General features: G+C 70.8%; 13 protein-coding genes and 1 pseudogene. 9 read left to right on the top strand and 5 right to left on the bottom strand.

From position 1 onward, the window contains the following. The first annotated feature begins 38 nt into the window (after nt 1–38). Nucleotides 39–860, top strand: a complete 822-nt coding sequence (locus IEY89_RS00465) for a helix-turn-helix transcriptional regulator (protein WP_229694974.1) — start codon at nt 39–41, stop codon at nt 858–860. Here the strand turns inward: IEY89_RS00465 and IEY89_RS00460 are convergent. Beyond that, nucleotides 847–1,341: a type III secretion system chaperone family protein gene (locus tag IEY89_RS00460; protein ID WP_189145184.1), complete on the bottom strand. Its 495-nt coding sequence runs from the start codon at nt 1,339–1,341 to the stop codon at nt 847–849. The two genes, IEY89_RS00465 and IEY89_RS00460, sit on opposite strands and share 14 nt — an antisense overlap. Next, nucleotides 1,334–2,638, bottom strand: a complete 1,305-nt coding sequence (gene mshA, locus IEY89_RS00455) for a D-inositol-3-phosphate glycosyltransferase (protein WP_189145183.1) — start codon at nt 2,636–2,638, stop codon at nt 1,334–1,336. Before mshA ends, IEY89_RS00460 begins: the two co-directional genes overlap by 8 nt. A gap of 146 nt (nt 2,639–2,784) precedes the next feature. On the opposite strand from mshA, the gene IEY89_RS00450 reads away from it, so the two are divergent. The 3 genes from IEY89_RS00450 (at nt 2,785) to IEY89_RS00440 (ending at nt 6,767) form a co-directional block, all read left to right on the top strand. Next, entirely contained in the window at nt 2,785–3,624 is an 840-nt protein-coding gene (locus IEY89_RS00450; protein ID WP_189145182.1) for a class I SAM-dependent methyltransferase, read from the top strand. A 301-nt stretch (nt 3,625–3,925) separates the two neighbouring features. After that, nucleotides 3,926–5,020: a C40 family peptidase gene (locus IEY89_RS00445; RefSeq protein WP_189145181.1), complete on the top strand. Its 1,095-nt coding sequence runs from the start codon at nt 3,926–3,928 to the stop codon at nt 5,018–5,020. A 334-nt stretch (nt 5,021–5,354) separates the two neighbouring features. Continuing rightward, on the top strand, nt 5,355–6,767 hold the full coding sequence (locus IEY89_RS00440) for a PP2C family protein-serine/threonine phosphatase (RefSeq protein ID WP_189145180.1): 1,413 nt from the start codon (nt 5,355–5,357) through the stop codon (nt 6,765–6,767). Nucleotides 6,768–6,846: 79 nt separating this feature from the next. Here IEY89_RS00440 and IEY89_RS00435 read toward each other — a convergent pair whose 3' ends face one another. The 3 genes from IEY89_RS00435 to IEY89_RS00425 form a co-directional block, all read right to left on the bottom strand. After that, nucleotides 6,847–7,185, bottom strand: a complete 339-nt coding sequence (locus tag IEY89_RS00435; RefSeq protein WP_189145653.1) for a DUF2516 family protein — start codon at nt 7,183–7,185, stop codon at nt 6,847–6,849. Between the two features lie 148 nt (nt 7,186–7,333). Next, nucleotides 7,334–8,035 carry a hypothetical protein gene (locus IEY89_RS00430; RefSeq protein ID WP_189145179.1) on the bottom strand — a complete coding sequence of 234 codons (702 nt, stop codon included), beginning with the start codon at nt 8,033–8,035 and terminating at the stop codon, nt 7,334–7,336. A 113-nt stretch (nt 8,036–8,148) separates the two neighbouring features. Continuing rightward, nucleotides 8,149–8,688 (bottom strand): helix-turn-helix domain-containing protein, encoded by a 540-nt coding sequence (locus IEY89_RS00425; RefSeq protein WP_189145178.1) that lies wholly within the window; start codon nt 8,686–8,688, stop codon nt 8,149–8,151. 287 nt (nt 8,689–8,975) lie between these two features. Between IEY89_RS00425 and IEY89_RS00420 the strand changes: the two genes are divergently transcribed. The 5 genes and pseudogenes from IEY89_RS00420 to IEY89_RS00400 all read left to right on the top strand — a co-directional run bounded on the left by IEY89_RS00420 (nt 8,976) and on the right by IEY89_RS00400 (nt 14,392). Then, complete coding sequence (locus IEY89_RS00420) at nt 8,976–9,887, top strand: helix-turn-helix domain-containing protein (protein WP_189145177.1); 912 nt, start codon at nt 8,976–8,978, stop codon at nt 9,885–9,887. 368 nt (nt 9,888–10,255) lie between these two features. Then, nucleotides 10,256–10,675 (top strand): annotated as a pseudogene (locus tag IEY89_RS00415) (MFS transporter); the annotation flags it as partial. Nucleotides 10,676–10,960: 285 nt separating this feature from the next. Further along, on the top strand, nt 10,961–11,497 hold the full coding sequence (locus IEY89_RS00410) for a helix-turn-helix transcriptional regulator (protein ID WP_189145175.1): 537 nt from the start codon (nt 10,961–10,963) through the stop codon (nt 11,495–11,497). 10 nt (nt 11,498–11,507) lie between these two features. Further along, the gene (locus IEY89_RS00405; RefSeq protein ID WP_189145174.1) at nt 11,508–11,918 is read left to right on the top strand and encodes a VOC family protein; all 411 of its coding nucleotides are present in this window, start codon (nt 11,508–11,510) and stop codon (nt 11,916–11,918) included. 65 nt (nt 11,919–11,983) lie between these two features. Then, entirely contained in the window at nt 11,984–14,392 is a 2,409-nt protein-coding gene (locus IEY89_RS00400; RefSeq protein ID WP_189145173.1) for an ATP-binding cassette domain-containing protein, read from the top strand. Nucleotides 14,393–14,397 lie beyond the last annotated feature (5 nt).

The raw sequence follows: 14,397 nt of genomic DNA, 5'->3' as shown, positions 1-14,397 counted from the left end.
GCCGACCGGCGCATCCCGGCGTCTTGTACGTTCTTTGCGTGGCCGCCGCACCGTCCCAGCAGCGAGACGTCTCCGCCTGGCACCCCCGCGTCCCGGGCGTCCTTGAGGTGTTCCACGCCCACTTCGTCGAGTACGCCTACCCGATGCACGTACACGACAGCTGGACGCTGCTCATCGTCGACGACGGCGCCGTACGGTACGACCTCGACCGGCACGAGCGGGGCACCCCGCACGACACCGTGACCCTGTTGCCGCCGCACGTGCCGCACAACGGGTCGCCCGCGACGCCGGACGGGTTCCGCAAGCGGGTCCTCTATCTCGACTCCACCCATCTGGGCGAGGAGTTGATCGGGGCCGCCGTCGACCGGCCCGATCTGCGCGACCCGCTACTGCGCCTGCGCGATGGGCAGTTGCACGGTGCGCTCGTGCGGGACGGGGAGGAGTTCGAGGCGGCCGGTCGGCTGGCGCTCGTCGCGGAGCGGCTGCGTACGCGGTTGCGGGCGGCCGGCACGGCCCGTCCCGCGCGCGTCGATCCGCCGCTCGCCCGGCGGTTGCGCGAGCTGCTCGACGAGCGGCTCGTCGACGGGATCACGCTCGACGAGGCGGCGCGGCTCGTGCACGCCCATCCCGCGCATCTCGTACGGGCGTTCAGCGCGGCCTTCGGGATGCCGCCGCACCGGTATCTGACGGCGCGGCGCGTCGACCGGGCCCGGCGGCTGCTCCTCGACGGGCGCTCTCCCGGCGAGGTCGCGGCGGCCACCGGGTTTTACGACCAGGCCCATCTCACGCGCCACTTCAGAAAGTTGGTGGGCGTGCCACCCGGGCGGTACCGGCTCGGGTCCGGTGTCAGCCGGCCGTAGGGCGCTGGGTCAGGTGGGCGAACGCGTCCAGGTTGCGGGTCGACTCGCCCCGGGACACCCGCCAGGCGTACTCCTTGCGGATCGCCGACGCGAACCCCAGCTCCAGAAGGGTGTTGAAGCCGCCGTCGGCCGCTTCCAGGACCGAGCCGAGGAGGCGGTCGATCTCCTCCGGGGTGATCGCGGACAGGGGGAGCTTGGACGTCACGTACACGTCGCCCAGGCGGTCCACCGCGTAACTCACGCCGTACAGCTTGAGGTTGCGCTCCAGGAGCCAGCGGTGGACGCCCGCCTCGTTCTCGTCCGGGTGGCGGATCACGAACGCGTTCAGTGAGAGGGAGTGCTTGCCGACGAGGAGCGATACCGTCGTCGAGAGTTTGCGGGTGCCCGGGAGCTTCACCACGTAGTTGCCGGGGTTCGGGCTCTCCCAGTCCAGGTCGGCCTCGGTGAGAACCTGCTCGATGATCGACGCCGAATCAGCCATGCAGCGAGCGTACGCGACGCCTGTGGGCCTGCATCGCGGCCGTGTAGACCTCCCCCGTGGCGGCGGCCGAGGCGTCCCAGCCGAAGCACTGGGCGTGCCGGGCCGCCGCCGCGCCCATCCGGGCGGTCAGGTTCTCGTTGTCGGCGAACTCGCGCAGCACGCGCGCGTAGGCGGCCGGATCGTGGCCCTGTACGAGGAATCCCGTACGTCCGTCGTAGACGGCCACCGGGAGGCCGCCCACCGCCGCCGCCAGCACCGGCGTGCCCGCCGCCTGTGCCTCGATGGCGACCAGGCCGAACGATTCGCTGTACGAGGGCATGACCAGGACGGAGGCCGCCCGGAACCAGTCCGCCAGCTGTTCCTGGCTGACGGGCGGGCGGAAGCGTACGACGTCGGCGATACCCAGGCGGGCGGCGAGTTTCTGCAGGCCTTCCGGCTTGGCCAGGCCGCTGCCGCTGGGGCCGCCGACTATCGGGACGACGATGTTGGCGCGCAGCTCGGGGCGCTCGTCCAGGAGGACGGCGACCGCGCGGAGCAGCACGTCGGGGGCCTTCAGGGGCTGGATGCGGCCCGCGAAGAGGGGGATCAGGGCGTCCTGCGGGAGGCCGAGGCGGGCGCGGGCCGCGGCGCGGCCGTCGGCCGGGGAGAAGCGGTCGAGGTTGACGCCCGGGTGGACGACGGCGACCCGGCCGGGGTCGGCGTCGTAGTGCCGTACGAGTTCGTCGGCCTCTTCGGCGGTGTTGGCGATGAGGCGGTCGGCGGCGGCCACGACCTGCATCTCGCCGATCACGCGGGCGGCGGGCTCGGGGTTGTCGCCGGTGGCCAGCGCGGCGTTCTTGACCTTGGCCATGGTGTGCATGGCGTGCACCAGAGGGGTGCCCCAGCGCTGGGCGGCGAGCCAGCCGACGTGGCCGGAGAGCCAGTAGTGCGAGTGCACGAGGTCGTAGTGACCGGGGCGGTGGCCGGCCCAGGCCTGCATGACGCCGTGCGTGAAGGCGCACAGCTGGGCCGGCAGGTCCTCCTTGGGGAGGCCTTCGTAGGGGCCCGCGTCGATGTGGCGCACCAGGACGCCGGGGGCCAGTTCGACGGCCGGGGGGAGGGCGGCCGTGGTGGCCCGGGTGAATATCTCGACCTCGATGTTGATCGCGGCGAGGCGCTGTGCGAGTTCGACGATGTAGACGTTCATTCCGCCGGCGTCGCCCGTGCCCGGCTGGTGGAGCGGGGAGGTGTGCACGGAGAGCATGGCCACCCGGCGGGGCCTGCGGCGGCGGCCCAGCAGGCCGATGTACTGGCTCACGTGGCGTTCCTCCTTCTCGGCCCCGATCACTTCCCTCAGCTCCGAAGGGTCAACGCCACGAGTCGGCGGCCCATTTCCTCTTTGCCCAATCATTACCATTTCCCGCTCAACCGTTCGATAGGGCACCGCCCCTTACCCTCGTACGCATGACTGCTCCCCGCGCATCGGCCCGGCCTCTGGGAACGGTGACGCGCGGGACGACCAACCCCAATCGGCTGCGCCGCATGGACCGCTGGATCGCGGCCACGCACGGATCCGCCCTGCGCCGCGCCCCCTTCCCTGTCGCGGTCGACCTCGGGTACGGCGCCGCGCCCTGGACGGCCGTCGAGCTGCTCGCCCGGCTGCGTACCGTGGCGCCACGCGCGCGCGTGGTGGGCGTCGAGATCGAACCGGCCCGGGTGGCGGCGGCGAAACCGTACGAGCGTGAGGGGCTCACCTTCCGGCACGGCGGCTTCGAGGTCCCGGTGCCGGAGCGGCCGGTGCTCATCCGCGCGGCGAACGTGCTGCGGCAGTACGACGAGGCCGAGGTCGCCGGGGTCTGGGCGCGGCTGTGCGCCCGGCTCGCGCCGGCCACGGGCGGCATCGGGGGCGGTTTCGGGGGTGGTTTCGGGGGCGGGCTGCTCGTCGAGGGGACGTGCGACGAGATCGGGCGCCGCCATGTGTGGGTCGCCCTCGGGCCCGAGGGACCGCGCACGGTCACCTTCGCGACCCGGCTCGGCTCCCTGGACCGCCCCTCCGACCTCGCCGAGCGCCTCCCCAAGGCCCTCATCCACCGGAACGTCCCGGGCGAACCGGTGCACGCCTTCCTGCGCGACTTCGACCGCGCCTGGGCGGGCGCGGCGCCCTACGCCTCGTACGGGGCCCGCCAGCGCTGGATCCGGGCGGTAGGGGACCTCACGGCCGACTGGCCGGTGACGGACGGGCCTTCACGGTGGCGCCAGGGGGAAGTGACCATTGCGTGGCGGGCGTTGGCACCTCGGCCCTGAGTCCCCGACTCACCGAGCCACCGAGCCACCGGACTGCCGGACTGCCGGACTGCCGGACTGCCGAATTCTCGCCCGATTACTGCATGTTTGGCAGATTTTACGGCTTTCCATGTTCCTCACATTGCTCAGGATTCACGGGCAACGATCTCTGCACGCCGTTCGTCACACATGCGGGGGCCCGGGAAGGGCAGGCAACCCGCGGGATGTCTGTCGCTTTCCGCGGTGACATGGCACGATCCCCGGGGCGCCATAAGTTACTGACGGTTAATCAAGTGGGCGAAAAGGTACGGGGGTACGGGTCATGGGAGCCGGCAAGCGGAGCCTGGTCGCGACAGCCGTGGGACTGGTCTGCGCGGTCACCGTCCTCGGCGGCACGGGCACCGCGTTCGCGAGCCCAGCGCCGACCCCGACGCCCACACCGACCCCGAGCGTGACGCTGCCGCCGAACAAGGATCTGGAAGCCGTACACAAGAGGCTGGAGAAGCTTTACCACGACGCGGCGGTCGCCACGGACGCCTACAACGCGGCGGAGGAGCAGGCCGAGCGGCAGTCCGCCGAGATCGTCGAGCTGGCCCGGGAGATCGTCAAGGGGCAGGAGCGGCTGGCCGATTTGAAGGACCGCGCGGGTGCCGCGGCACGCGCCCAGTACCGCTCGGGAGGCCTGCCGCCGAGGGCCCGGCTGTGGCTCAGCGACGATCCGCAGGCGTGGCTGGAGGGGGTCAGCCGGATCCGGCAGGGCGAGAAGGCGACCAAGGGCCTGCTCGCCGAAATGACCCGCACCCAGCAGGACTTGGAGCTGTACGCGAAGGACGCCTCGACCCAGTGGCAGAAGCTGGAGACGAGCCGGAAGGCCAGGGCCGCCGCACAGAAGAAGATCAAGCAGCAGATCGCGGCGGCCCAGTTGTTGGAGTCCCAGCTCAAGATTGAGGAGAAGGAACGCCTCGCGGAGCTGGAGCGCGAGGCCGCCGCCAAGGCGCAGACGTCCTGGCTCGGTTCCGGCATCCTCGACGACATCGACGGCAGCGCGACCGCACAGGGCAGGAAAGCCGTGGAGTTCGCGACGGCGCAGCTGGGCAAGCCGTACGAGTGGGGCGCCGAGGGCCCCGGCACGTACGACTGCTCGGGCCTGACCTCGGCGGCCTGGGCCGCGGCCGGGGTCACCGTCCCGCGCACCTCGCAGCAGCAGTGGAACCAGCTTCCGCACGTCGACATCGAGGACATGCGCCCGGGCGACCTGATCGTCTACTTCGACGACGCGAGCCACATCGCGATGTACGTGGGCGACGGCAAGATGGTGCACGCCCCGCGGCCGGGTCGGACGGTGACGATCGCGGGGGCGGGGTCGATGCAGATACTCGGTGCGGTCCGGCCCGGTGTGGCCCGGCCCGGTGCGTGAACCCGGCAGCCATCTCGGGCAATTCGCCACATAGGGAACGTCCCGTCGCCTTTCACGTCCTGCGGAACATCCCGCACCGCACATGACCCGCCCCACGTGACCCAACGCACCCGTCGGCACCGCCCAACCCTCTGGCAGACGTGACATTGGTCATCCCCGGGAGGGCAACCCCGTGCCCAAGTGCGTGACGGACCACGGCATATGACACCGGCGCCACCTTGTGAACGCACCGCCGACCATTCCGCTGCAAGCCCGTCAACCGCTATGGTCCCGGTCGGTGGATCGAGACCCCTCGCCCATCGTGCCCTCGGGGGGAGGGAAGGAACCCACGACGATGCCCGTACCCGTACCGCGGCAGAGAGCGATCCCGGCCCTGGAGAACGACCAGGCGCCGGCCCCGGCCATGCCCGGCGCGACCTCCACAGGCACCCCCGGCCTCGACGCCCCCTCCGGCGAAGCGGCTCCGCGCACGCAGACGACGACCGGCACGGACACCGCGGACGCCGCCGACGCCGCAGCCAGGGCCGCTGCCTCCGGCACCGCCGCCGGCACGCATCTGACCCTTCTGCTGATCCAGGACGACCCGGGCGGCTCGCCCGTCGTGCCCGAGCTGCTCGACGCGTCGGGCAAGCCGATCCGCGTCCGTACGGCACGCAACCTCACCGAGGCCGAACGGCTGCTCACCGACGACGTCCACTGCATCCTGCTGGACCTCGCCCTGCCCGCACCCCAGCGCACCGACGACGGCAACGACGACGAGCTGGCGGTGCTGAAGCACGTCCTGCGGCTCGCGCCCCGGCACGCCGTCCTCGCGCTCACCGCCTCCGGCGACGCCGAGCGCGGTACGGAGGCGGTGCGCGTCGGCGCCCAGGACTATCTCTTCCGCGACGAGCTGGACGGCCGGCTGCTGAGCCGCGCGATCCGGTACGCCGTGGAGAGAAAGCGCTCCGACAGAGCCGAACGCCGGCTGACCGAGTCCCGGCTGCGGGCCCAGGAGAACGCCCGTCTGGAACGCGGCCTGCTCCCCACCCCGCTCCTCGACGGCTCGTCGCTGCGCTTCGCGGCCCGCTACCGCCCCGGCCGCTCCCGCGCTCTGCTCGGCGGCGACTTCTACGACACGGTCCGTACGCCCGACGGCACGGTCCACGTGATGATCGGCGACGTGTGCGGGCACGGCCCCGACGAGGCGGCGCTCGGCGTGGAGCTGCGCATCGCGTGGCGCGCGCTGACCCTGGCGGGCCTGTGCGGCGACGCGCTGCTGGGCACGCTCCAGCAGGTCCTGGAGCACGAACGCGACAACGACGAGATCTTCGCGACGCTCTGCACGGTCGACATCGCGCCGGACGGCCGCAGCGCGGGCCTGTGCCTGGCCGGCCACCCGGCTCCGCTGCTGGTCCGCCCGGCGCCCGCACCCTCCGGGCCCGGGGTCGTGGCGGAACTGCTGCCCTACGACAACAACGGCCCGGCACTGGGCCTGCTGCCGGGGGCCCGCTGGCCGCGCACACAGGTGCGCCTGGGGCCCGAGTGGACGCTGATGCTCTACACGGACGGTCTGATCGAGGGCCATATCGGCGCGGGCCGGGAGCGGCTCGGCCAGGACGGCATGGTGGCGATGATCCGCCGCCAGCTGGCACAGGGGCTGCGCGGGGAGAACCTGCTGCGGGCCGCCGTGAGCGAGGTCCGCGAACTGAACGGCGGGGAGCTGACGGACGACCTGGCGGTCCTGCTGCTGGACCGCCAGGCGTAGACCGCTCGGGTCGGGGAGAGCGATCCGGCGGCAGGTCATTGGTGCGCGGGTGGTGCGGGGGGCTGCGGGGGTGCGGGGGTCAGCGACCGCCGTTGTACGGCCCGTACGGACCGTCGCTGCTGGAGCCGCCGCCTCTGCGGCTGCGCCCGCCGCCCGGGAGACCGCGCAGGGCCGGTCGTACGTCGACCATGTACACGATCGTCGCGACCAGGCCGATGATCGGCAGGAACGACAGGATGTTGAAGATCAGGTTCACCACGAAGGCGAGCCCGAGGATGATCAGCCAGAACGGCTTGGTCTTCTTGTCCGCCGCCCGATAGGCGTCCTCACGGCGCACCGCGGCGTCGATCAGCGCGAACCCACTGAACACGATCAGGGCCACGCTCAACAGCCACATGAACCCCGCGAACCCCTGCATCAGCACAACGTCCACCACCAAGCTCGGTCAGTTCCTACGTGCGGTCACCGTACCCGCAACCTGAAACCCGCTACCCGCCAAACGGGTCGGGCACTCCAGGAGTGCCCGACCCGTCCCCGTACACGCTGTTTCACCCGTTCGGCTCTGCCTACTTGGCGGGCGGAGTCGTCTTCTTGGCGGCGGGCTTGCGGGCCGGGGCCTTCTTGGCGACGGGCTTCTTGGCCGAGGCGGGCGCGATGTTGGCCTCGGCGGGAGTCGGGACAGGGGTCGGGGCGGAGGCCGGGGCGGGCATCTTCTCCTCGGTCGCCACCTTGACCTCGACCGGCTCGGCGTTCGGCTCGACGGCGATCGCCAGTTCCTCGATCTCCTCGGCGGCCTCGCCGCGCCAGGTCTTCACGGCCTGCTCGCCGTGCTCGGCGACCTTCTCGTACGTCTCGCGCGCCTTCACGGCGTACTCGGCGGCGACGCCGACACCGCGCAGAGCGAGGTCCTGGGCGCTCTCGCCGAGCTTCTTCAGGTCGGCGTCGATGGTCGAGCCGAGCTTCTTGAAGTCGCCGTCCAGCGTGGTGATGAACTCGCCGACCTTGGTCTGGATGGTCTCCTGCGCCTCCTTGGCACGGCCGGCGGCCTTCTCCTGCGCCTCCTTGGCGCGAGCGGCGGCCTTCTCCTGGACCACCTTCGGGTCGGTGCCGCGCACGGCCTCGATCCGGGCCGGCGCCTCGGCGCGCAGCTGCTCGACCAGAGCGGGCACCTTCTTGGCCTGCTGAAGGGCGAGGTCGGCGGTGCCGGCGGCGAAGTAGAACGGGGTGGGGTCGCTGAAGGTCTTGCGGAGGTCGTCGGTGATGGCCATGGTGATGGTCCTCCCGGGTTGCTTCGAACTGAGGGTTTGGGGTTCCCGCGAACGGCGGGCCGGTCTCGACCGACGCGTCTGATGTGTCTGTCGCGTCTGTCGCGTCCGGTACGTCAACTGGCTGTCTGCTGCGGGCCGGCGTCGCTGCCGGTGCCTATGTCTGTATCTCTGTCTGTATCGCTGTCCGGGTCCCTGTCCGTGTCTCTGTGAGCGACGCCCGGAACGTCCGGCACAGGGACCTCCGGCACAGGGACCTCCGGCACAGGGACCTCCGAGGCCGGCGGGCTGCCGGGATCGGCGATCTCGAACCCGTTCTCCTTGCGGAAGGACTCGTAGATCTGCAGCAGCACCTGCTTCTGCCGTTCGCTGAGCGTGGGATCGGCGAGGATCACCGCACGCGTCTCCACCTCGTCCCGGTCCCGCTCGGCATCGAGGATGCCGGCCCGCACGTACAGCGTCTCGGCGGAGATCCGCAGCGCCTTGGCGACCTGCTGCAACACCTCCGCGCTCGGCTTGCGCAGCCCGCGCTCGATCTGGCTCAGATACGGATTGGACACCCCGGCGGCATCGGCGAGCTGCCTGAGGGACAGCTGCGCGGTGCGCCGCTGGTCACGCAGGTACTCACCGAGATTGCCGACGTTGAGCGTTGCCATGACTCCACCTTGCCGCACCCTTGCTAACTATTGCAAGCGCCTGCTTGCAAAAGTGCGCCACGCCACTGTGGCCGCACAGCAGATGGCCAGTCCTTGGGTCGTCGTACCGAGTCGACGCCGCGTGGGGGTCGGCCCGGTTCGAGGCGGCCGGGCCAGGTGGGGCGGGCAACGCGGTCGCCCGTCCTGGCCGACGAGGCCGTGGCGGGACGCGAGTGAGTGGGCGGCATCCCGTGGTGCGCCACGAGGCGCTTGAGTCTCCAGCGGCTGGAAGGTCCAGGATTTCGCCCATGGACGACGAACGCCCCGACGTGCTCACCATCGGCCAGCTTGCGCACCGCACCGGACTCTCGGTGCGTACCCTGCGCTTCTGGTCGGACGAGGGAGCGGTGCCGCCCGTGGCCCGCTCCGCGAGCGGCTACCGGCTGTACGACGCCGGGTCCGTGGCCCGCGTCGAGCTGGTCCGCACCCTCCGTGAGCTGGGCCTCGGGCTCGACGACGTGTGCCGCGTCCTGAGCGGCAGCACCACGGTCGCCGAGGTCGCCGACGCGCACGTGGCCGCGCTCGACGCGCAGATCCGCTCCCTCAAGGTGAGCCGGGCCGTTCTGTCCACCGTTTCGAAACGTGGTTCGACCGCCGAGGAGACAGCACTGATGAACCGGTTGGCACGGCTTTCCGCCGCCGAACGCAAGCAGATCATCGACGAGTTCAAGGAGGAGGTGTTCGGCGGTCTCGCCGTCGACCCACACCTGCGTGACCGCCTGCACACCTTGCGCATCGAATTGCCCGACGATCCCACGCCTGAGCAGGTCGACGCCTGGATCGAACTGGCCGAGCTGGTGCGGGACCCCGGGTTTCGCGCCCGGTTGCGCACCTGGATGGAGCTCAACACTCCCGTACCGGGGCAGGGCCGTCCCCCGGGGGCGTCCATCTGGTGGGCCAGGCAGGTCGTGCAGACCGTCGCGGAGGTCAGAGAACGCGGGGTCGCTTCCGAAGGGCCGGCAGCGGCCGAGGTGCTGTCCGAGCTGTTCGGTGACGCCGACCGGGCCGCCGTGCTGCGCAGTCTGGAAGCCGGGATCGAGGCAGGAGCGGAGCGCTACCGCACGCTCGTCGCGTGTGTGCGCGGGCAGGATTCGTTTCCCGAGGCGACCGAGGAACTGGAGTGGCTGGCGCGAGCCCTGCGCGCCGCGGATCAGGCCTGAGGCGAACCATCGGGCCGGCGTCCACCGGGACGTGCTGCTGCGACGGTGGCCAGCATGAGGGCCTCCCCGGCGGCCGGACCGGCGGCATTCACGTCCCCTGCTCCTCGGCGTCGTGCTGATCGGGTTCTTCGTGGTCGTCGAGCGGCGTTCCCCCGCTCCCCTGATCCCGCTCCACGTCTTCCGGATCCGCTCGGTCTCCGCCGTCAACGGCGTCGTCCTCTTCGTGACCGGTGTGATGGGCGCGCTCACCCTCCTGCTGTCCCTGCTGTTCCAGAACGTACGGCTGGACGGCCCTCTGGAAGCGGGGGTGTCCGTGCTGCCGCTGGGTCTGGTCACCGCGGTCGTCTCACAGCTCACCGCGCCTCGCCACCGCTTTCACCCCAAGGCGTGTGCTCGTCGCCGGTGTGATGGTCTTCGCGGCGGGACTGCTGCTCCTCGCGACGGCCGACGGTACGGGCAGTTACGGTCCCCTGCTGCTGGGCATGATCGTGTGCGGCGCCGGTTTCGGCACCTTCTTCACCACCGCGGCCATGACGGCCACGGGCGACGTACCCGATGCCGATCAGGGACTCGCCGGCGGACTCATCAACACGGCGACCCAGATCGGCACCGCGCTGGGAATCGCCGTTCTCCTTTCCCCCGCCAACCGGACGGCCGCCGACCAGGGCGCCCCCACACCGGCCGACGTGTCCGACGGATTCGGCCTGGCGGCACAGGTGGCCGCCGTCAGCCTCGCCGTCGTCAGCGTCTTCGCCCTGGCCACGCTCAGGCGCCCCCGAGACACGTAGTCCGGACAGCACGAACTGCTCAGGTCGAGCGAGACGGGACACCCTTCGTTGCCCCGCTCGACCCAACCTCTCCCATCGCACCAGAACCGATCCGATCAGGACCCATGTCACCGCGGGGATAGCCGCTGGAACACCTCCGCGGCTTCGTCCAGCTCGTCCATGATGCCGATGCCGATGCCGATGCCGTTGCCGAGGCCTCCGCCTCCACAGGGACCGGCGTGGATGCCATGCGGGGCGTCCGCTCGGACCCGGACCGGCTCGGGGGCCCGGTGGTACGGTCGCCGAATGGACCCGCAGGAGCTCGCCAACCTCGCGCATCTGCGTCGGGCCCGGGATCTGATCGACCGGGAGTACGCGCGTCCGCTCGACGTTCCGACGATGGCCAAGCACGCGCTGATGTCGCCCGCGCACTTCTCTCGGCGGTTCCGGGCCGCTTACGGCGAGACGCCGTACAACTATCTCATGACCCGCCGTATCGAGCGGGCGATGACGCTGCTCCGCGCCGGCATGAGCGTGACCGACGCCTGCATGACCGTCGGCTGTACGTCGCTGGGCTCGTTCAGCTCCCGGTTCACCGAGATCGTCGGGGAGACACCGAGCGCGTACCGGGGCCGGGCGCACGACGCGGTGACGGCGATGCCCGCCTGTGTGGCGAAGGTGCAGACACGGCCGAGCAGAAACGCGCCGGTCCCGGCGGCTCCGAGCACGGGCGTTCCGAGTACGGGCGTTCCTGGCACCGGTGCACCGGCCGCCGGGGACATCGAGAAGGTCGGGAACGTACCGAGCAGGATTCGAGAAGCGGGCCGTACGGCCGCGGCCTAGCGTTGTCGGCATGGACATCGCACTGCAGTACTGCCACATCACCGTCAACGACCCCGACGAGGCGCTCGCCTTCTACCGCGACGCACTCGGCTTCGAGGTCCGCAACGACGTCGCATCCGGCGAACACCGCTGGGTCACCCTCGGCAGCCCCGCGCAGCCGGACCTCGAACTCGTCCTCTCCGAACCCCACGCGGGCCGCTCCGCGGCCGACGGCGACGCCCTGCAGGAACTGCTCACCAAGGGCGTCATGCCGATGTTCGTCTTCCGCACCGACGATCTCGACGCCCTGTTCGAAAAGGTACGGGCATCCGGCGCGGAAGTGCTCCAGGAGCCCATCGACCAGGCATGGGGCCCGCGCGACTGCGCGTTCCGCGACCCCTCGGGCAACCTGGTGCGGATCTCGCAGAAGCCGAAAAACTAGAGACAGGCGACCGTCCGGGCGTCAGCCTGGAGGAAACCCGCCCGACAGATGGAGACGGAGACCCGATGAGCAGGACCCCGAGGACGGACTCGCAGCCGGCCGACGCGCCGCACGGTGCCGACAGTCACGATCTGATCCGTGTGTACGGTGCGCGCGAGAACAACCTCAAGGACGTCAGCATCGAGCTGCCGAAGCGGCGACTGACGGTGTTCACCGGTGTCTCCGGTTCGGGCAAGAGTTCGCTGGTCTTCGACACGATCGCCGCGGAGTCGCAGCGGCTGATCAACGAGACGTACAGCGCGTTCGTCCAGGGGTTCATGCCGACGCTGGCACGGCCCGAGGTGGACGTACTCGAAGGGCTGACGACCGCGATCATCGTCGACCAGCAGCGGCTCGGTGCCGACCCTCGCTCCACGGTCGGCACCGCCACCGACGCCAACGCGATGCTGCGCATCCTGTTCAGCCGGCTGGGGCAGCCGCACATCGGGCCGCCCAGCGCGTACTCCTTCAACACGGCGTCCGTCCGCAGCAGCGGTGCGATCGCCGTCGGCAACAAGAAGGCGGTGAAGGCGACCTACAACCGCACCGGCGGTATGTGTACGCGCTGCGAGGGCCGGGGCGCGGTCTCCGACATCGACCTCACCCAGCTCTACGACGACTCCAAGTCGATCGCCGAGGGCGCGTTCACCATCCCCGGCTGGAAGTCGGACAGCCAGTGGACCGTGGGGCTGTACGCCCAGTCGGGCTTCCTCGACCCGAACAAGCCGATCCGGCGGTTCACCAAGAAGGAGATGCAGGACTTCCTCTACGGCGAGCCGACCAAGGTCAAGGTCAACGGCGTCAACCTCACCTACGAGGGACTGATCCCCAAGATCCAGAAGTCGTTCCTGTCCAAGGACAAGGAGGCGCTGCAGCCGCACATCCGGGCGTTCGTGGAGCGGGCGGTCACCTTCGCCACCTGCCCCGAGTGCGAGGGCACCCGGCTCAGTGAGGGGGCCCGGTCGTCGAAGATCAGGAAGATCAGCATCGCCGACGCCTGCGCGATGGAGATCCGCGACCTGGCCGAGTGGGTTCGGGGCCTCGACGAGCCCTCGGTGACGCCGCTGCTCACCGCGCTCCAGCACACGCTGGACTCGTTCGTGGAGATCGGTCTCGGCTATCTCGCGCTCGACCGCGCCTCGGGCACCCTGTCGGGCGGCGAGGCGCAGCGCGTCAAGATGATCCGCCACCTCGGTTCGGCCCTCACCGACATCACGTACGTGTTCGACGAGCCGACGATCGGCCTGCACCCGCACGACATCCAGCGCATGAACGACCTGCTGCTGCGGCTGCGCGACAAGGGCAACACCGTGCTCGTCGTGGAGCACAAGCCCGAAGTGATCGCGATCGCCGACCACGTCGTCGACCTGGGCCCCGGCGCCGGTACGGCCGGCGGCACCGTCTGCTTCGAGGGGACCGTCGAGGGGCTGCGGACCGGCGGGACCGTCACCGGCCGCCACTTCGACGACCGGGCCGCCCTCAAGGCGACGGAGGCGGTTCGCAAGCCGACCGGCACACTGCCGATCCGCGGTGCGACGAGGCACAACCTCCAGGGCGTCGACGTCGACATCCCGCTCGGGGTGCTGTGCGTCGTGACCGGTGTCGCCGGGTCCGGCAAGAGCTCGCTCATCCACGGGTCGCTGGTCGAGACGCGGGGGGCCGTCGGCGAGGGTGTGGTGTCGGTCGACCAGACCCCGATCCGCGGTTCCCGGCGGAGCAACCCGGCGACGTACACCGGACTGCTCGACCCGATCCGTACGGCGTTCGCCAAGGCCAACGGGGTCAAGCCGGCCCTGTTCAGCGCCAACTCCGAAGGCGCCTGCCCCACTTGCAACGGAGCCGGTGTCATCTACACCGACCTGGCGATGATGGCCGGCGTGGCCACGACCTGCGAGGACTGCGAGGGGAAGCGGTTCCAGGCGGCGGTGCTGGACTACCACCTCGGCGGCCGGGACATCAGCGAGGTGCTCGCGATGTCGGTGACGGAGGCGGAGCAGTTCTTCGGCGCCGGCGAGGCCCGTACACCGGCCGCGCACCGCGTCCTCGACCGGCTCGCCGACGTCGGCCTCGGCTACCTCAGCCTCGGCCAGCCCCTCACCACCCTGTCCGGCGGCGAACGCCAACGCCTCAAGCTGGCCACGCACATGGGCGACAAGGGCGGGGTGTACGTCCTCGACGAGCCGACGACCGGCCTCCACCTCGCCGACGTCGAGCACCTGCTCGGCCTGCTCGACCGGCTCGTCGACGCGGGCAAGTCCGTCATCGTCGTCGAGCACCACCAGGCGGTCATGGCCCACGCCGACTGGATCATCGACCTCGGCCCCGGCGCGGGCCACGACGGCGGCCGCATCGTCTTCGAGGGCACCCCGGCCGACCTGGTGGCGGCCCGCAGCACCCTCACGGGGGAGCACCTCGCGGGCTACGTGGGGGCCTGAGCGCG

The organism is Streptomyces lacrimifluminis, from assembly GCF_014646095.1.
Classification (GTDB): Bacteria; Actinomycetota; Actinomycetes; order Streptomycetales; family Streptomycetaceae; genus Streptomyces; species Streptomyces lacrimifluminis.
The sequence above is the reverse complement of the archived record's forward strand: the minus strand, read 5'-3'. Positions and strand labels throughout refer to the sequence as shown.